The 17,884-nt window shown below is 68.4% G+C and carries 11 protein-coding genes; 3 read left to right on the top strand and 8 right to left on the bottom strand.

Annotated elements, in window-relative coordinates; genetic code table 11:
• Nucleotides 1-8 precede the first annotated feature (8 nt).
• A complete protein-coding gene (locus tag BM009_RS21410) occupies nucleotides 9-440 on the top strand; it encodes a DUF1810 domain-containing protein (protein ID WP_093299504.1) in 432 nt (143 codons plus the stop codon).
• On the opposite strand, the gene BM009_RS21405 is transcribed toward BM009_RS21410, so the two are convergent.
• The 6 genes from BM009_RS21405 to rpiA are packed head-to-tail and all read right to left on the bottom strand — an operon-like array spanning nucleotide 437 to nucleotide 9,316.
• Entirely contained in the window at nucleotides 437-1,246 is an 810-nt protein-coding gene (locus BM009_RS21405; protein WP_093299502.1) for a Cof-type HAD-IIB family hydrolase, read from the bottom strand. The two genes, BM009_RS21410 and BM009_RS21405, sit on opposite strands and share 4 nt — an antisense overlap.
• Nucleotides 1,243-2,676, bottom strand: a complete 1,434-nt coding sequence (zwf, locus tag BM009_RS21400; RefSeq protein WP_093299499.1) for a glucose-6-phosphate dehydrogenase — start codon at nucleotides 2,674-2,676, stop codon at nucleotides 1,243-1,245. Before zwf ends, BM009_RS21405 begins: the two co-directional genes overlap by 4 nt.
• The gene (gene gnd, locus BM009_RS21395; RefSeq protein WP_302847377.1) at nucleotides 2,673-3,686 is read right to left on the bottom strand and encodes a phosphogluconate dehydrogenase (NAD(+)-dependent, decarboxylating); all 1,014 of its coding nucleotides are present in this window, start codon (nucleotides 3,684-3,686) and stop codon (nucleotides 2,673-2,675) included. Before gnd ends, zwf begins: the two co-directional genes overlap by 4 nt.
• Complete coding sequence (locus tag BM009_RS21390; protein ID WP_093299494.1) at nucleotides 3,683-6,487, bottom strand: bifunctional transaldolase/phosoglucose isomerase; 2,805 nt, start codon at nucleotides 6,485-6,487, stop codon at nucleotides 3,683-3,685. The genes gnd and BM009_RS21390 overlap by 4 nt, the downstream gene beginning before the upstream one ends.
• Nucleotides 6,484-8,559 carry a transketolase gene (gene tkt / locus BM009_RS21385; RefSeq protein ID WP_093299491.1) on the bottom strand — a complete coding sequence of 692 codons (2,076 nt, stop codon included), beginning with the start codon at nucleotides 8,557-8,559 and terminating at the stop codon, nucleotides 6,484-6,486. The genes BM009_RS21390 and tkt overlap by 4 nt, the downstream gene beginning before the upstream one ends.
• A 58-nt stretch (nucleotides 8,560-8,617) precedes the next feature.
• Complete coding sequence (gene rpiA, locus BM009_RS21380; RefSeq protein ID WP_093299489.1) at nucleotides 8,618-9,316, bottom strand: ribose-5-phosphate isomerase RpiA; 699 nt, start codon at nucleotides 9,314-9,316, stop codon at nucleotides 8,618-8,620.
• Nucleotides 9,317-9,488: 172 nt separating this feature from the next.
• Here rpiA and BM009_RS21375 point away from each other — a divergent pair, with 172 nt between their 5' ends.
• On the top strand, nucleotides 9,489-11,132 hold the full coding sequence (locus tag BM009_RS21375; RefSeq protein WP_093299487.1) for a glycoside hydrolase family 43 protein: 1,644 nt from the start codon (nucleotides 9,489-9,491) through the stop codon (nucleotides 11,130-11,132).
• The gene (locus tag BM009_RS21370; protein WP_093299485.1) at nucleotides 11,132-12,670 is read left to right on the top strand and encodes a glycoside hydrolase family 43 protein; all 1,539 of its coding nucleotides are present in this window, start codon (nucleotides 11,132-11,134) and stop codon (nucleotides 12,668-12,670) included. Before BM009_RS21375 ends, BM009_RS21370 begins: the two co-directional genes overlap by 1 nt.
• 6 nt (nucleotides 12,671-12,676) lie before the next feature.
• Here BM009_RS21370 and BM009_RS21365 read toward each other — a convergent pair whose 3' ends face one another.
• Both BM009_RS21365 and BM009_RS21360 read right to left on the bottom strand, forming a co-directional pair.
• Complete coding sequence (locus BM009_RS21365; protein WP_093299482.1) at nucleotides 12,677-15,418, bottom strand: DUF5695 domain-containing protein; 2,742 nt, start codon at nucleotides 15,416-15,418, stop codon at nucleotides 12,677-12,679.
• Between the two features lie 8 nt (nucleotides 15,419-15,426).
• Nucleotides 15,427-17,769: a S9 family peptidase gene (locus BM009_RS21360; RefSeq protein WP_175488165.1), complete on the bottom strand. Its 2,343-nt coding sequence runs from the start codon at nucleotides 17,767-17,769 to the stop codon at nucleotides 15,427-15,429.
• Nucleotides 17,770-17,884: the final 115 nt, after the last annotated feature.

Here is a 17,884-nt window from a genome sequence, read left to right as displayed (position 1 = left end):
TGGCCGGAATGAGCGATCCGCACGACCTCGACCGATTCGTCGCAGCGCAGGAAGGAAGCTACGACGCCGCGCTTGCCGAGATCCGCCGCGGCGCCAAGCGCAGCCACTGGATGTGGTACATCTTCCCGCAGATCGCCGGGCTTGGCCGGAGCGCGATGGCGCAGCGTTATGCCATCGCTTCGTTGGCCGAGGCGCGCGCCTATCTCGAGCACCCGCTGCTCGGGCCCCGGCTGCGCGACTGCGTGTCGGCGCTCCAGGACCTGACCAGCGGCACCGCCGAGGCCGTGTTCGGCGAGATCGATGCGATCAAGCTCCGCTCGTCGCTGACGCTGTTCGAGGCCGCCGGTGCAGGGCCGCTGTTCGCCGCTGCGCTCGATCGCTGGTTCGGCGGTACGCGCGACCCGGCGACTCTGGCGATCCTCGAACGGGATCCCGGCTAGGCCTTCAGCAGCGGCAGCAGGATCGTCTCGATCGCCTGGGCGACGCCATCGGCATCGTTGGCGCCGGTGACGTGCATCGCCGCCTTGCGCACGTCCTCCGGTCCCTGGCCCATCGCGATCGAAAGCCCGGCCCGGCGGAACATCGGCACGTCGTTATACTGGTCGCCGATCACCGCGACGTCGCTGAGCGGTACGTCCAGCGTCGCGGCCAGCGCGGCGATGCCGTCGCCTTTGTTCGCGGTGGGCGCGGTCACGTCTAGATAATAGGGCTGCGAGCGCGCGACCTCCGCCCCCTCGCCCAGCGCGGTCGCGACGTTCGCCTCCAGCGCGGCGAGCATGTCATGGTCGGACGACACCGCGACGATCTTGTCGACCGCGTCGAGCAACGGTCCGAAGTCGCCGCACAGCACCGGCTCCTGCGCGGAGGTGACGCGCTCGCGCGGGGTGTAATGGTCGTCGAGCTTGTCGGCGTGCCACTGGCCCTTGGCGAAGACCCAGCGGATCACGTCCGGCCGCGCGACCAGCTCCAGGGTACGCGCCGCGACGTCGGGGTCGAGGTGTGTCGCCGAGAGGATTGCGCCGTCGGACCGCACGATCGTGCCGCCGTTGAACGCGCCGATCGGGGTGTCGAGGCCCAGCCGCTCGGCGATCCACAGCAGCCCGCTCGGCGGACGGGCGCTGATGATCGCGACGGGCACCCCCGCCGCGACCAGCCGCTGTACCGCCGCCGCCACGGGTTCGCCCAGGGTCTTGTCGGGCCGCACCAGCGTGCCGTCGACATCGGAAAGGAAGAGACGCAGGTTCATTCGATCTCGTGCCAGTTGCGGCCATCGCGTGCGAGCAGCGCGGCGGCGGAAGCGGGGCCGGCGCTGCCGGCGGGATAGTCGTCGGGTTCGCCGCTGCGCCACGCATCGAGCAGCGGCTGCACCGCGCGCCAGCCGCCCTCGATCTGGTCGGCGCGCTGGAACAGGCTCTGGTCGCCGATCAGTACGTCGTAGAGCAGCGTCTCGTAGCCGGTACGGTGGCCAAGGTCGAAGGCATCGGCATAGGCGAAGCTGAGACAGGCCGGTACCGTCTCGATCAGCGGACCGGGTCGCTTGACCGACATTTCCAGCTTCAGCGCCTCGTTCGGCTGGATCTGCAGGATCAGCCGGTTGGGCGGCAGCGCCTCGCCGGGGGTGTCGCGGAACAGCAGCGGGGGTACCGCGCGGAAATGGATGACGATCTCGGTATCGCGCGCGGTCAGCGCCTTGCCGGTTCGCAGGTAGAAAGGCACGCCGTGCCAGCGCCACGTCTCCACCGCCACCTTCATCGCGACATAGGTTTCGGTGTTGCTGTCGGGCGAAACGTCGGGCGTGTCGCGATAGGCCGGAACATCCTTGCCGCCGGCGCTGCCCCCCAGATAACGGCCGCGCACGGCGTCGTCGGGCTGGATCGGCCGCACCGCCGCGATCGCCTTGGACTTTTCGGTGCGCAGCGCCTCGGCATCGAAGCTGTTCGGCGGCTCCATTGCGACCAGCGCGAGCAGCTGGAAGAGATGGTTGGGCACCATGTCGCGCAGCGCGCCGGTCTCGTCGTAGAAGCTGCCGCGGCTGCCGACCGACACGGTTTCCGCCGCGGTGATCTGGACGTGATCGACATAGCGGTTGTTCCACACCGCCGCGGTCAGCGCGTTGCCGAAGCGGGCGACGGTGATGTTCTGCACCGTCTCCTTGCCGAGAAAATGGTCGATCCGGAAGATCTGCGTCTCGTCGGCATGGGAAAGCAGCCGCGCGTTGAGCGCCTGGGCCGAGGCGAGGTCGGTGCCGAAGGGCTTTTCCACGACGAGCCGGCGAAAGCCGCTGTCCTCGTCGAGCAGGCCGCTGGTACCGAGCTTCTCGCCGATCGGTCCGAAGAAGCTCGGCGCGGTGGCGAGGTAGAAGACCGCATTGCCCTGCAGCTTCGCCTTCAGCGCTTCGTACAATGCGTCGTCGCCGAAATCGCCGCGCAGATAGGTGATGCGCTGTTCCCAGCGGCTCCAGGCCTCTTCGTCGCCCTCGACGAAGCTCTTCAGCTTCTCGCGCAGGCCCGCGTCATCGCCGTCGCCATGGCTGATGCCGAGCAGCGTCGTCTCGCCATCGAGCAGCCCGTCGCGTTCGAGATGGACGAGCGCCGGCATCAGCAGGCGACTGGCGAGATCGCCCATCGCGCCGAAGATCACCAGCGTCGCGGCGGGCGCGCGCGGCGCTTCGCTCATTGCGGCATCTCGACATGCCCGCCAAAGCCGAAGCGCATCGCCGAGAGCAACTTGTCGCCGAAGGTGTGCTCGGTACGGCTGCGATAGCGGGCGAACAGCGCCGCGGAGAGAACATAGGCGGGCACCGCTTCCTCCATCGCCGCGTCGATCGTCCACTGGCCTTCGCCTGAATCGGCGACCTGGCCGCTATAGGCGTCGAGCGCCTGATCCTTGGCGAGCGCCGAGGCGGAAAGGTCGAGCAGCCAGGACGAGATCACCGAACCGCGCCGCCACACCTCGGCGATGTCGGTGAGGTTGAGGTCGAAGCGCTGGTCCTCGGGCAGCTTCTCGGAGGCCTTGCTCTTCAGCACGTCGAAGCCCTCGGCATAGGCCTGCATCAGGCCATATTCGATGCCGTTATGGACCATCTTCACGAAATGGCCCGAACCTGCGTCGCCGCAATGGATATAGCCCTTCTCGGCGCGCGGATCGCAGCCTTCGCGCTCCATCCGCTCGGGCGTGCGCGGAATGGTGCCGATGCCGGGCGCCAGCGCGTCGAAGATCGGGTCGAGCAGGTCGACGGCTTCCTTGGCGCCGCCGATCATCATGCAGAAGCCGCGCTGCAAGCCCCACACACCGCCCGAGGTGCCGACATCGACATAATGGAGCCCGCGCTCGGCGGCGGCCTTGGCGCGGCGGATGTCGTCCTTGTAGAAGCTGTTGCCGCCGTCGATGATGATGTCGCCCGGCTCCGCGGCGCCCAGCAGCGCCTCGACGGTGCTTTCGGTCGGCGCGCCGGCGGGCAGCATCACCCAGAAGATCCGCGGCGCCGCCAGCTTGGCGACCACGTCTTCCAGCGAGCTGGCGGGCGTTGCGCCATCCTTGGCGATCGCTTCCACGGCCTCGGTGCTGCGGTCATAGCCCACCACCTCATGACCATGCTCCATGAGCCTGCGTGCGATCCCCGCACCCATGCGGCCGAGGCCGATCATCGCAAGACGCATCCGCGCTGTTCCTTTCTTCGAGTTCAGAGAGCCGCGAGCACGGCCGATTGCAATGCTTGTACGCCGCCGCCGCCGCGCTTCAAATGGACGCGCAGCACGCGGCGTCCGCGCTCGGCGAGGACATCGGTGTCGCCGCGCGCCTGGGCGATCTGGACGGTGCCGAAGCTGGCCTTGCGGCCGGGCACGGCAAGGTCCGGATCGGGATCGCGGGTGATGGTGAGGAAGACGCCGCCCGACGGTCCGCCCTTATAGGCCTGGCCGGTCGAGTGGAGGAAGCGCGGGCCGAAACCGGCGACGGTCGCCACCTGCTTCGCATCGCGCACCGCCACGCGCATCGCGGTGAGCGCCGCGGTGTCGGCATCATTGCGCTCGATATAGGCGAGGAAGCCGGCACAGTCCCCGGAAACCAGCGCGCCGAAATGGTCGGCAAGCAGGCTGGCAGGGCTCCCAGCCAGCGACTGCCCCTTGCTCGCGTAGAGGGCGAAATCCGCATTTTCCGCGACCGGCTGTTCGGGATCGAGCGCGCCCGATGCCTCATAGGCGTCGACCAGCTTGCGCGTCGCAATCTTGGCGTCCTCGACATCGGGCTGGTCGAACGGATCGATGCCGATCACTGCGCCGGCAATGGCAGTGGCGACTTCCCAGCGGAAGAATTCCTGCCCGATCAATCGCGGGGTATCGAGGGTGATGCGCACCACCGGATGGCCTGCAGCGGCGAGGGCATCGAGCTTCTCGCTGTCGGCACCGCTCTTGGCACCGGCCAGCGCGAACTGCACGAACACACGGTCGTTGCCGTAGGACTCCGGCGCACCGAGCGGCTCGAGGTCGACAGGCACGATGCCCTTGCCCTGCTTGCCGGTGGATTCGGCCAGCAGCTGCTCGAGCCAGGCGCCCAGCGGGGTCAGCGGCGGTTCGGCGAGTATGGTCAGCTTGTCGCGGCCGGCCTTGGCAGCCTCGCCGAGCAGCACGCCGAGGCGCACGCCCGGATTGGCAGCCGGCGGCACGTCGGCGCCGCACGAATATACCATGGGCCGGGTGGCTTCGAAGAAGCCGGGCACGTCGAGCCCCATCGCCGCGGCGGGGACCATGCCGAATACCGACAGCACCGAATAGCGGCCGCCGATCGCCGGATCGCCCGGAAAGGTGGCGAGGAAGCCGTCGTCGCGTGCCGTCGCTTCCAGCTTCGAGCCCGGGTCGGTGACCGCGACGAAATGATCGCCCTTGCGGCCGCTCGCTTCGAAGAAATAGGCGCGCAGCAGCTCGGGTTCGAGCGTCGAGCCAGACTTGGAGGAGACGATGAACAGCGTCTCGGCCGGATCGATCTGCGCCTGGACGCTGGCGATCTGGCCGGGATCGGTGGTGTCGAGCACGTGCAGCCTGGGGCTGCCCGAGGCGTTGCCGAGGATCTGCGCCAGCACCTCCGGCCCGAGGCTCGACCCACCCATGCCGAGCAGCACGACATCGCGGAACTGCTTGGCCTGGTCTGCCAGTTGCCGGAGCGCGGCCATGTCGACCTGCTCGCCGCGCGCGGCGGGGAGCCAGCCGAGCCACTTGGCTTCGTCGCCGCCGGTCCACAGCGCCGCGTCGCCCGCCCACAGCCGGCGCGACCAGGCGTCGGCACGGGCGGTCGCGAGCCGGTCCTCGACGGCCTTTTCCAGCGCTTCCGGCAGCTGCGCCTCGAAGCTGTTCAGCCGCTTGCCGAGATGGGCGGTGCGCTTGGCGGCCACCGCGCCGAGCAGCGCATCGGCCGCGTCGCCGAACTGCTGCACGCCGTCGAGCACCAGCGCACGGGTGATGTCGTCGAGGCCGAGGCCCAGCCGGTCGGCTTCCGCCAGCACGTGGCGGGCTTCGTCCAGGCCGTCGGTCAGCGTGTCGGCGACGGTGCCATGCTCGCGGAACGCGTCCATGGTCTTGGGCGGCATGGTGTTGACCGTGTCGGGCCCGATCAGCGTGTCGATGTAGAGCGTGTCCGGATAGGCGGGGTCCTTCACGCCGGTGGAGGCCCAGAGCAGCCGCTGCGGCATCGCGCCCTTGGCGGCGAGCGCCTGCCAGCGCGGGCTGGCGATCATTTCCAGATACCAGGCATAGGCCAGCTTGGCATTGGCGATCGCGACCTTGCCGCGCACTGCCTTCAGGGCATCGCTCTCGGGATCGCCTTCAGCCACCCGCCCGTCGATCCGCTTGTCGATCTGGGCATCGATCCGGCTCACGAAGAAACTGGCAACGCTCGCGATCCGGTCGACCGCCTCGCCCCGCGCCACGCGCGCCTCAAGCCCGGCGAGATAGGCTTCTGCCACCGCCTGATAGCTTTCCTGCGAGAACAGCAGCGTGACGTTAATGTTGATCCCGTCCTCGATCAGCTGGCGGATCGCGGGGGCGCCGGCCTCGGTGCCGGGCACCTTCACCATCAGGTTGGGCTCGTCGACGTGCTTCCAGAGCCGCCGCGCTTCCTCGATCGTCGTCTCGGTGCCGTTGGCGAGATAGGGCGAGACTTCCAGACTGACATAGCCGTCGCGGCCACCCAGCCGGTCATAGACCGGGCGTAGATCGGCGGCAGCCGCCTTGATGTCTGCGATCGCCTGGCTTTCGTAGACATCGGCCACGCTGGCGTCCCCGGTGCCGAGGAAGGTGGTGAAGCCGGCGTCATAGGCCTCGCCATGCCCCATCGCCTTTTCGAAGATCGACGGGTTGGAGGTGACGCCGGTCAGGCCGTCCTGCTCGATCAGCTTGCGCAGCCCGCCCTCGCGCAGGAAGCTGCGATCGACGAAATCGAGCCACGCCGCCTGGCCGGCTTCGTGCAGCTGCTTCAGCTTGCTGTCCGCGCTCATTTGGCCTGCTCCAGTACGTCACGCGCGACCTTCACCACATTGTCCACGGTGAAGCCGTATTTCTCCTGCAGCTTGGCGAGCGGGGCGGAGGCACCGAAAGTCGACATGGTGACGGTGGCGCCGTGGCTGGTGACATAACGGTCCCAGCCCATCGACCCGGCCTGCTCGACCGCGACGCGCGCCATCACGTCCGGCGGCAGCACGGACTCGCGATAGGCGCGGTCCTGCTTTTCGAACAGATACCAGCTCGGCAGCGAGACGACGCGCGAGCGCACGCCCTCGGCGGTCAGCCGCTCATGCGCCTCGACCACCATCGGCAGCTCGGAGCCGGTGCCGATCAGGATCACTTCCGGGCCGCCACCCTCGGCATCGGCGAGCACATAGCCGCCGCGCTCCAGCCCGTCGGCCGAGGCATATTTGCTGCGGTCGAGCGTCGGGATCGCCTGGCGCGAGAGGATCAGCGCGGTCGGCTCCTGGCTGTGTTCGAGCGCTACCTTCCAGGCGACCGCGACTTCGTTCGCGTCGCCGGGGCGGATTGTGTCGAGGCCGGGAATCGCGCGCAGCGTGGCGAGATGCTCGATCGGCTGGTGGGTCGGCCCGTCCTCGCCGACGCCGATGGAATCGTGGGTGAACACGAACACCACCGGCAGCTCCATGATCGCGGCGAGGCGGATCGGCGCGCGCATGTAATCGGCGAAGACCAGGAAGGTCGCGGTGTAGGGGCGCAGATAGCTCAGCGCCATGCCGTTGGCGATCGAGCCCATGGCATGTTCGCGCACGCCGAAATGCAGGTTCTTGCCGCCATAGTTATTGGCTTCGAACGAGTCCGCACCCTTGATGTCGGTCTTGGTCGAGGGCGACAGGTCGGCAGCGCCGCCGAGCAGGGCGGGGAGGTGGGGGGCGACCGCGTTGATCACCTTGCCGCTGCTGTCGCGCGAGGCGAGGCCCTTGGCGTCGGCATCGAAGCTCGGGATCGCCTGCTGCCAGCCATTGTGGAGCTTGCCGCGGCGAAGCTCGTCGATCTCGGCGGCTTCCTGCGGATAGGCCTCGCGATAGCGGGCGAACAGCTGCTCCCATGCCTCGCGCGCGGGCCGCCCACGATCCGCGATCGCTGCGCCGAACCGCTCGGCCACGCCGTCCGGCACGAGGAACTGCGCATCCTCGGGCCAGCCATAGGCCTTCTTGGTCGCGCTGACATTGTCCTCGCCCAGCGCCTCGCCATGCGCCTTCTCGCTGCCGGCGCGGGGCGAGCCCCAGCCGATCACCGAATGGACGACGATGAAGGTCGGCGCGTCGCTGGTCGCGCGGAAGGTGGCGATCGCCTCGGCCAACGCCGCGGTATCGTTGGCGTCGTCGACATGCAGCACGTTCCAGCCATAGGCCTGGAAACGCTGGCCGACATCCTCGTCAAAGGCGAGATCGGTGCTGCCTTCGATCGAGATATGGTTGCTGTCGTAGATCCAGCAGAGATTCGAGAGCTTGAGGTGGCCCGCGATCGAGGCGGCCTCGCCCGACACGCCCTCCATCATGTCGCCGTCGCCGCACAGGACATAGACGTCATGGTCGAACAGGTCGAAGCCGTCGCGATTGTAGCGGTCGGCGAGCGCGCGCTCGGCAAGCGCCATGCCGACCGAATTGCCGCAGCCCTGGCCGAGCGGACCGGTGGTGGTCTCGACGCCGGTGGTCATGCGATATTCGGGGTGGCCGGGCGTTTTGGAGGAAAGCTGGCGGAACTGCTTGATGTCGTCGAGGCTCACCGCCGGGTGGCCGGTCGGCTGGCCGTCGGCATCGATCTCGCGCACGCCCGCGAGATGCAGCACGGAATAGAGCAGCATCGAGGCGTGGCCGACCGACAGCACGAAACGGTCGCGGTTGGGCCAGTCGGGTGCGGCGGGATCGTAGCGGAGGAACTGGCTCCACAGCGTGTGCACCACCGGCGCCAGCGCCATCGGCGTGCCGGGATGGCCGCTGTTCGCCTTCTGCACCGCGTCCATGCTGAGCGTGCGGATGGTGTCGATCGCGAGGCGATCGGGCGAGCCGTCTTCGTGGATCTTCTGGTCGAGGTCGGACATGGATCAGGCAACTCCGTTCGTTGCGGTGCAACGGGTGGGTTCGCAAATGGCTGCAATCTTATTCATCTATCGGTCGCTCCTGACGGCTCACTCCGCCGCTCGCGGCGACGTAGAGCGCATCGATCTCGGTGAGGAACAGGCCGTGGCCGAGCGCGCCAGGGATGGCGAATAGGGTGCGGGCCAGGGCCATGGGGTCGTCGAGGCTTGGAAAGCGGGCATCGAGGATGTGATGCCCCCAGTCGGTCACCCACGGTTTCCCGTCGCGCAGGCGCAGCTCGGCGGTGCCGCCGAGGCGCGCTATTTCCGTGGCGACCAGCCCGCGGGCGGCCGGCAATATCTCGATCGGCACTGCACGGCCGCCCAGCCGCTCGACCTGCTTCGACGCGTCGGCGATGGCGATGTTGCGGCGGGCGAGCGTGGCGACGATCTTCTCGAGCAGCATCGCCCCGCCGCCGCCCTTGATCGCGCGGAGCTGAGGATCGATCTCGTCGACGCCATCGATGCACAGGTCGATCGCAGCCAGTTCGTCCGGTGCCGCCAGAGGGATGCCGGCAGCTTGCGCCGCCGCTTCGGTAGCGCGCGAGGTGGGGACCGCGGTGATGTCGAGCCCGCCCACCACGCGCGGGGCCAGCAGCGCCACGACATAGGCTGCGGTGCTGCCGGTGCCGAGGCCGACGACCATGCCGTCCCGCACCTCTTCCACCGCAGCGGCAGCGGCGGCGCGCTTGAGGCGCTCGGCATCGGCGGGGGAAACCATGATGGCCGAACGGTACAGCGCCGCGGGCGTTCCGGCTGCTATACACGCGTCTAGGCGCAACATGGAGGGTGGTCATCCGCGTCCGCCGCGATATGGTAGCGCTACCGATGGTCGGCGCCGGCTGCCCTCGGCCGGAAAACCGATGCCGCCGAAGCGGATGCGAGGGGATGCCATGAAGATTTCGACGATCGTCGCGGCGACGGCGCTGATGGGCGCGAGCGCAACGCCCGCGTTCGCCCAGGCGCCCGCGCGGTTCAGCGACTTCCGCTATACGGGCCATGCGATGGAAGCGGCCCGGCCGGGTCCCGGCGAGTATCGCAACCCGATCCTCTCCGGCTACTATCCGGACCCCTCGGTCACCCGCGTCGGCGAGGACTATTATCTCGTCCTCTCGTCCTTCGCCCATTATCCCGGGCTGCCGATCTTCCATTCGAAGGACCTGGTCCACTGGACCCAGATCGCCAACGCGATCGACCGGCCGGGCCAGCTCGATTTCACCGGCATGCGCACCTCGCAGGCAGTGTTCGCGCCGGATATCTCGTACCACGCGGGCACCTTCTACATCGTCAACACCTGCGTGGGCTGCAAAGGCAATTTCGTGATCACCGCCAAGGACCCGCGCGGGCCCTGGTCCGACCCGATCTGGCTGCCGTTCGAAGGCATCGATCCCTCGATCACCTGGGAAGGCGATAAGGCCTGGATCGTCAACAACCGCGCGCCAGACGAACCCCCACGCTACGAGGGCCACCGCGCGATCTGGATCCAGGAATATGACTGGCGCGCAGGCAAGATGGTCGGCCCCAGCACCCAGCTGATCAACGGCGGCGTCGACATCAGCAAGAAGCCAGTGTGGATCGAAGGGCCGCATGTCTTCAGCAAGGACGGCTGGTATTATCTCACCGCCGCCGAGGGCGGGACCAGCGTCAACCACTCGCAGGTGGTGTTCCGGTCGAAGGACCTGCTCGGCCCCTATGTGCCCTTCGCGGGCAACCCGATCCTCACCCAGCGCGACCTCGATCCGAACCGGCCCAACCCGGTCACCTCCACCGGCCATGCCACGCTGGTGCAGACCCAGAAGGGCGACTGGTGGGCAACCTTTCTCGGCGTGCGCCCCTATGCCGACGATTTCTACAACACCGGCCGCGAGACCTTCCTGCTGCCGGTGACCTGGGCGGACGGCTGGCCGATGATCCTACCGCACGGCAAGGCCGTACCGTTGGTCGGCAAGCTGCCGAACCTGCCCGCACAGCCCGCGCCGGCACTGCCGACCAGCGGCGACTTCAGTTACGTGGATGGCTTCGCCGGCAACAAGCTGTCGATGCAATGGGTGGGTATCCGCACCCCCAAGACTCCCTTCTACAAGGTCGAGCGCGGCGAGCTGGTGATCACCAGACCTGCACCGCTCGGCGATCTGAACCAGGTGCCCGGCTTCGTCGGTCGTCGCCAGCAGCATGCCAACGCCACCGTCAGCGTGACGGTGCGCTATGCGCCGACCAAGCCCGGCGAACGTGCAGGCCTCGCGGCGGTGCAGAGCGATCTCCACTATCTCTTCTACGGCCTGACCAATAAGGGCGGCACGCGGACTCTGGCGCTCTACACCCGCGCCAAGGGCGACGAGCAGCTGGTCGCCTCGACCCCGCTGCCCGGAACCGCGCCGGTCACGCTGACGCTGCGGATCACCGGCGGCACCATGGCGTTCGACTATGCGAGCGGGACTAAGCAGGGCACGCTCAAGCGCGATCTCGACGTGCGCTTCCTCAGCACGCACGAAGCCAGCGGGTTCGTCGGCACGATCATCGGGCCGATGGCACAGTGATGCGGGGCGCGCTTCTCGCGGCAGCCCTGCTGCTGCCAGCCATCGCTTCCGCCCAGGTCTGGCGCTCGGACCAGGGCGACGGGACCTATCGCAACCCGCCGCTCAACGCCGATTATCCCGATCCCGACATCATCCGGGTAGGCAAGGATTTCTATTTCGCCAGCACCACCTTCGCCAATGTGCCGGGCCTCACCATCCTGCATTCGCGCGACCTGGTGAACTGGGACATCCTAAGCCATGTCATCGCGAAGCTGACCGGCGCCGCCGAGTTCGACCTGAAGGACGGCGGCTCCTATCGCGCGGGCATCTACGCCCCAAGCCTGCGCTATCATGGCGGCACCTATTATCTGGCGGTCACCCCGATCCGCCAGAATACCCGCATCTACCGCGCGCGGGATCCGCGCGGCCCCTGGACCTATGCGACGCTCGACCGCGCCGCCTTCGATCCGGCGCTGTTCTTCGACGACGACGGACAGGCCTATCTCGCCAGCTCGATCGGCAGCGACGGCACGATCACGCTGCACACGCTCGACAAGACCGTATCGAAGATCACCGCCAGCCAGGTGATCTATTACAACAAGGGCGCGGAAGGGTCGAAGCTGCTCAAGCGGGGCGGCTGGTATTATCTGTTCAATTCGATCCCCAACAAGCTGGCGCTCACCGTCTCCCGCGCCCGCAGCCTCGATGGACCGTGGGAGACGAAGCCGCAGATCGATGACACCACCGGCGGCCATCAGGGCGCGCTGGTCGATTTGGCAGACGGCCGCGATGTCGGCTTCGTCATGCGCGATTCTGGCCCGATCGGCCGCGTGACCAATATCAGCCCGGTATTCTGGCGCGACGGCTGGCCGGTCTGGGGCACGCCCGAGCAGCCCGGCCGCGTGCCCGATCGCGCGCGCAAGCCGATCCCGGGTGGCCGCTTCACCGAACCGCCCACCTCGGACGACTTCACCGCCCCGACGCTCGGCCGGCAATGGCAGTGGAACCACAATCCGCTCGATCCCTATTGGTCGCTCACCGCGCGGCGCGGCTGGCTGCGGCTGCGCGCGGTGCAGGCCGACCAGCTCTGGTGGGCGCGCAACACGCTGGTGCAGAAGGGGCAAGCGCCGCGCTCGCGGGGGGAGGTCGTGGTCGATCCGGCCGGCATCCGCCCGGGCGACGTGTGCGGCTTCGGCACCTTCGGCAAGTATAGTGCGGCGATCGTCGTGGTCGGTCAGCCCGACGGTAGCCGCGCGCTGTCGATGCGCGTGACCGAATCGACCACCGCCGGGCCGAAGACCGACATCCGCGTCGCCGCGATCCCGACCAAGGCGCCGCGCCTTTGGCTGCGCACCGAGATGGACTTCACCGCGGCGACCGCGCTGCTCTCGTACAGCGAGGACGGGCGGCGCTTCACCCCGCTCGGCGGTACCGTGCCTTTGGTCTATGACTGGCGGACCGGGACGTTCCAGGGCGTGCAGTTCGCACTGTCCTGCTTCAACCCGGGTGCGGCAGGCGGGGCGCTCGACGTGGATCGGTTCACGCTCTCGCGCTTCTGATTGCCGTCAGCCGCGGGGCACCAGCCGCACCTCGGTCGGCCCGGCGCCGAGTGGCAGTGCGGTGGCGCCGCGCACCGAGGTACCGCCTTCGACGCGGTAGCCGCGGCCGGCGGTGGTCTTCTCTACCCGCACCAGCGCCTGCGGCGTCATCGCGCTGCGGGGATCGAGCGTGAGCGTCACCGCGCCGGTCGCGGGCACATAGCGGACCTCGGCGATCTTGCCCGCCTCCAGCGTGATCCACAGCCCGGCGGGGGCGACAAACAACCGGCTGCGCGCGCCGTCCTTGGGCGCGATCGTCACCGCCTCGGCGCTCACCCGCACATTGCCGCCATAGCCGAGCCAGCCGAACACCGGGTCCTTCACCAGATAGGTCGCGGCGCCGTACGCATGGGCGAAATATCCCGAGCCATAGTCGCCCGTATATGGGTCCCATGCCATCCGATCGGGCCAGCTGTGGAAGGCGGCCGAGCCGAAGCCGTCGCGATCGATGTTGGTGATGCCGCCCATCAGCCCGCCGTAAGCAACACGCAGCAGATGCAGGTCGGCGGGGTTGGCGCGGAAGGCCTCGAACAGCGGCAGCGCGTTGTTGGTCGAGCCGTAATGGTGGATCTGGCGCTCGATCCGCGGATATTTGCCGCCATAGAGGAAGTCCCAATAGCGCCGGGCATTGCCGTTATAGCCCCAGTGCGGGATCAGCGGATCATAGCCGAGGATCACTTCCACCGTCTCGGCAGCCTGCTTGGGATGCCCGAAATAGCGCATCCAGGAATAGACCTCGGGCTGGCCGGTCGAATCCCATGCCATCTCGCTGCCGAACGGATAGGCGAGGCTCGCCCAGTGATCGGCGCGGCTCTTCATGAGCGCCTCGATCTGCGCGGCGCCGTCGGCGATCCTCTCGCGCTTCAGATCCTCGAGGATGTCGACGAAGACCTCGCCCTCCATCTGGCCGAACTGGGTGTAATAGGGCGCATCGCGCATCATCGCGACGATCGTCATCCGGGCATGGTCGAGATACCAGCGCCAGTCGTGATGGGTGACCAGCCCCGGATGGTTGCGCGCCAGCCGGTACAGCGTCCAATACCCGAGCGCGACATGCGGGTAGTTGAACGAACGGCCGAGATCGTCGGCATCCTTCTTCGACCAGCTGGTCCAGGTCTTCCAGTCGGCGGCGGGGTCGTAAAAGCCGGGGAAGGCGGCGGGGTCGTAGTAGAACAGGCTCTTCTTCACCGCGCCGACATGCTCGCCGCTGGCGACCTGGAGCTTGCCGAAGATCGTCTTGTCGACCAGCGTCTCCAGCTTTTCGACCTCGGCGGGATCGGGGTTGTCGAGCTGTTTCATGATCGCCGCGATCCAGCCGCCGGCACCGCCCTCGTCGCTCATGCCGGCGATCCAGACGCGCGGTTCCTGGGTGAGGATCTTGCCCGCCGCATGGTCATAGCTGAGGATCGCGGGGGCGCGGCCGAACGGGTCCTTGGGATCGTCGTACCATTGCTTGGTCGTCGCGAAGCGGCCGAGGTCGGCCATCACCTGCTCGAGCGGCTTGGTGACGAAATACTGGACCGTCTGCACGCTGCCATCGGCATAGGTGAGCGTCACGCGCGCGCGGCCCCAGCCGGTTCCTCGCACCGCATAGCGCCGCCAGCCATTGACCACGCCCGCAGCGGTGACCGTCATCGCCCCGGCGGGGGCGACGTCGATCTTCGCCACGGGCTGCGCATATTTGAGGAAGAGCGTCGCTTCGAGGTCGTTCGGCACGACATAGCCGGGCACGCCCAACGCCACCGGCCTTCCCTGCGCGACGAGGGCGGACTGGATGCCGCGAATCGAGGGCGCCTGCACCAGCCGCACGCCGATCGTGCGGCCCTCGCCAGGGGCGAGGGTGAAGCTGGTCGGCGGGTTCCACTGCTCGCCGGCCTTGCGCCATTCCTGCTCGACAAAGCCCTTGGAGGCCACCGTCCAGTCGTAGAAGCCCTCCGAGACCTGGCTGCGCGGGCTCTTGTCGGTGAAGATCGCGCCGGGCTCGCTAGGGTTCTTGAGCGGTGCGTAATTCTCCAGCGGGGTGCGGCCGTCGGGCAGCACCAGCAGCGCCGGGCCCTTGCCGTTCAGCCTTGTGACCTGGAGATAGCCGGCGTCGCGGCCGATATAGGGGTCGACGAAGCTGGCCTGCGCATGCGCGGTCTCCAGCGTGCGATCGCGGATGATGTTGTCGAACACCATCGGCATGCCGAGCCCGCCAATCTCGACCGGCGCGCCGGAGGTGTTGACGATGCGGAAGCGCAGCACCGGCACGCCCGCTGCATCCACCCAGCGGCGCTCGACGCGGAGCGGCAGCCTCGCGCCCATGCTCGCAGTGATGTCCGCTGCGGCGAATACGCCGGGGGTGAGGGGCAGGGGCCGGATCGGCTTTCGCGCGCGCGCAGAGGCGAAGTCCTGCCATGCGCCGCCCGCGGTTCGCAGGCGCAGGTTGAGGTCGCCGATATGGTTGAAGCCATCCCCCTGCCGCTCCGCTTCGCGGCCGCCGGGGACGAAGTCGAAGGCCGGCTCGGCGACGGGCGACAGGCGAGCGAGCGTGCCGGTATCGCTGCGCAGTTCGAGCAGGAAGGCCCCCACCCGCACCGGCGTGGTGCGGATCGGCGGATAGACGGGTTTCGCCGCCTCCTTCTCCTGCGCGAGCAGCGGCGCGGCGAAATGCAGGCTGCTCACCCCGGCGAGCGCGGCGGCGGCGAGGAACAGGCGGGGGGCACGCATCGGGAACCTCATTTCTCGGGACGCAGCAGCGGCAGTTGTTCGTGCCAGGCGGGGGTGTCGAAGCCGATATCGGCCGGCGGCGCCTCGCCGAGCAGGTGCTGGACGAAATAATCGCGGAACTTCCGCCAGAAATAGGGCTGGTAGACCGCATGGGTGGTGTTGGGCAGCACCACCATGTCGACGTCGCGGCCCGCCCAGATCAGCGCGGTGGCGAGCTGGAAGCTTTCGGTCACCGGCACATTGTCGTCGATGTCGCCATGGATGAGCAGCAGCCTGGCGCCGAGATTGGGGGCGGCGACCATGTTCGAGTTGCGCGCCCAGTCGTTGGGGCTGGCGGCGCCCATGGTGGTTTCGGGCCACCAGGCCTTGTCGAGCCGAAGGTCGTGGTTGCCCGAGGAGGCGACGCCGACCTTGAAGAAGCCGGGGCGGCGGATCACGAAGCGCGCGGCGTCATAGCCGCCGGCCGACCCACCGAACACGCCGACGCGCGACAGGTCGAACTCGGGATAACGCTCGGCCATCTGGCGGATCAGCGCGATATGGTCGTCGAGCCCGACCTCGCCCAGATTCTGGTACGCATGCATGCGGAAGGCGCGCCCCCGCCGCGAGGTTCCGCGCCCGTCGATCATCACCACGATCGCGCCGAGCTGGGCGACGCTCGAGCCGGGGGCACCCACCGTAGCGGTCCAGCTGACCGGCACCTGCGTGGTCGTAGGCCCTGTATAGACATTGTCGACCACCGGGTAGCGGCGGTTCGGGTCGAAGCGCGCGGGGCGGTAGATCATCCCGTAGATCGGCGTCTTGCCGTCCGCCGCGACGCCCTGGAACGGCTCGGGCATGCGATAACCGCTGGCGAGCAGCGCGGCGGGGTCGGCATGGCCGAGCTCGGCGAGGATGCGGCCATCGGTCGCACTGCGCAGCACGGTTCGGCTCGGCTGCGTCGGCGTCGACAGCACATCGAGGAAGGTCTTGCCGTCGGGCGCCACCTGCACGTCGTGCTGCACCGGCTCGGGGGTGAGCAGCAGCGGCTGTTCGCCGTGGATGCCCACCCGGTAGAGCGCGATGTAATAGGGATTGCGGTCCTGCTCGCGGCCGACCCCGCGCACGAGGATCGCGCCCGTCGCCGCATCGACATGGTCGACGCCGATCACTTCCCACTCGCCGCGGGTGAGCGGGATGCCGCCCTCGGGCGCGTCGGGGCGCACCAGATAGAGCTGCGCCCAGCCGCTGCGTTCGGAGACGACGAGTTCGCCGCCCAGCGCGGGCGCGGGCTGGAGCGAACTCGACACGACCGACACGCTGGGCGTCAGCGCCTCGCGCGCGACCACCGTCGCCGCGCCGGTCTGGGGATCGGCCTTGTAGACGACGAGCTGCTTGTAGCCGCGCTCGGTCCATTGTGCGCGGACCTGGCCGTTCACCCAGCTCATGTCCGGATCATAGGGGTAGAGCAGCGACTCGCTCGGGATGGCGAGCGGGACCAGCCGCGCCTTGCGACGGCGCAGCGCCTGCTCGACATCGATCACCAGCCGCGTCGCCTGGGGCAGCTTCTCGGCGCCGGCGAGCGGATAGATGTAGCGGAAGGTGCGCGGGTAGATCGTGCCGGGCGGGGTCGCCTGGACCACGCCCAGCCGGATCACGTCGCGCGTGTCGAGCCGCCAGGTGAGGATGTGCTTGCTGTCGGGCGACCAGCGGACCGATACCGGCATGGTCGGGTCCTCGGTGCCCTGGGCGAGGATGTCGGCAAGGACCGGGATGCCGCGCCCATAGGGCTGGTCGCGGGTGCCGTCCTCGGTCAGCGCGACTTCGCGGCCGCTCGCCACTTCGACCGCGTAGAGGTTGAAATCGCGCGATACGATACGGAAGCGGCCGTCGGGCGAGAGCGCCTCCTCGCCGTCCACCGCCCCCTTCGCCGCGGGGGTGAGGGTACCGTCTCCGACCCAGGTCCAGCGCTTGCCGAAGGCGCTGAAATGAAGCGCGCTGCCCTCGACCTTCGCCTCCTCGATCGGCAGCGCGGCGGGCTTGACCGGCTTGTCGAGCGCCTTGGCGAGTGCGGCCGCGATCGCCGCTTCCGGGGCGATCGCGCGGGACTGGCCGGTGGCGAGGTCGTAATAGGCGACGATCCGCTCGCCTTCGGGACCATGGCGATAGACGATCCCGGCGCTGTCGGTGGTGAAGCCTGCACGCAGGCTGCGATCGACGATCAGCTTGGCGAGCCCGTCGCCCAGATAACGATCGGCTGCGGCATAGCGAGCCTCGATCGGCGCGTCCTGCTGCGCCGCCGCCAGGCAAGGCGCGAGCAGCGCCCATGCTGCCAAGGCGCTGGTCCTGCCGAGCCGAGCTGGTAGAAGCATTGCTAGGTTCCCCCTTGCGCGTGGATAGACCATGCCACGGCGACGGGGTCAATAATGTTATACGGTATATTATGCCGTGGCTAAGCGCTTGACCCGCCGCAACGGCCTCCGTAGA

Source organism: Sphingomonas sp. NFR04, assembly GCF_900114095.1.
Taxonomy (GTDB): Bacteria; Pseudomonadota; Alphaproteobacteria; order Sphingomonadales; family Sphingomonadaceae; genus Sphingomonas.
The sequence above is the reverse complement of the archived record's forward strand: the minus strand, read 5'-3'. Positions and strand labels throughout refer to the sequence as shown.

Excerpts from the sequence above, each read along its gene's own strand:
- BM009_RS21410 (WP_093299504.1), top strand. The coding sequence starts at position 9 with ATGAGCGATCCGCACGACCTCGACCGATTCGTCGCAGCGCAGGAAGGA.
- BM009_RS21405 (WP_093299502.1), bottom strand. The coding sequence starts at position 1,246 with ATGAACCTGCGTCTCTTCCTTTCCGATGTCGACGGCACGCTGGTGCGG.
- zwf (WP_093299499.1), bottom strand. The coding sequence starts at position 2,676 with ATGAGCGAAGCGCCGCGCGCGCCCGCCGCGACGCTGGTGATCTTCGGC.
- BM009_RS21390 (WP_093299494.1), bottom strand. The coding sequence starts at position 6,487 with ATGAGCGCGGACAGCAAGCTGAAGCAGCTGCACGAAGCCGGCCAGGCG.
- tkt (WP_093299491.1), bottom strand. The coding sequence starts at position 8,559 with ATGTCCGACCTCGACCAGAAGATCCACGAAGACGGCTCGCCCGATCGC.
- rpiA (WP_093299489.1), bottom strand. The coding sequence starts at position 9,316 with ATGGTTTCCCCCGCCGATGCCGAGCGCCTCAAGCGCGCCGCCGCTGCC.
- BM009_RS21375 (WP_093299487.1), top strand. The coding sequence starts at position 9,489 with ATGAAGATTTCGACGATCGTCGCGGCGACGGCGCTGATGGGCGCGAGC.
- BM009_RS21370 (WP_093299485.1), top strand. The coding sequence starts at position 11,132 with ATGCGGGGCGCGCTTCTCGCGGCAGCCCTGCTGCTGCCAGCCATCGCT.
- BM009_RS21365 (WP_093299482.1), bottom strand. The coding sequence starts at position 15,418 with ATGCGTGCCCCCCGCCTGTTCCTCGCCGCCGCCGCGCTCGCCGGGGTG.
- BM009_RS21360 (WP_175488165.1), bottom strand. The coding sequence starts at position 17,769 with ATGCTTCTACCAGCTCGGCTCGGCAGGACCAGCGCCTTGGCAGCATGG.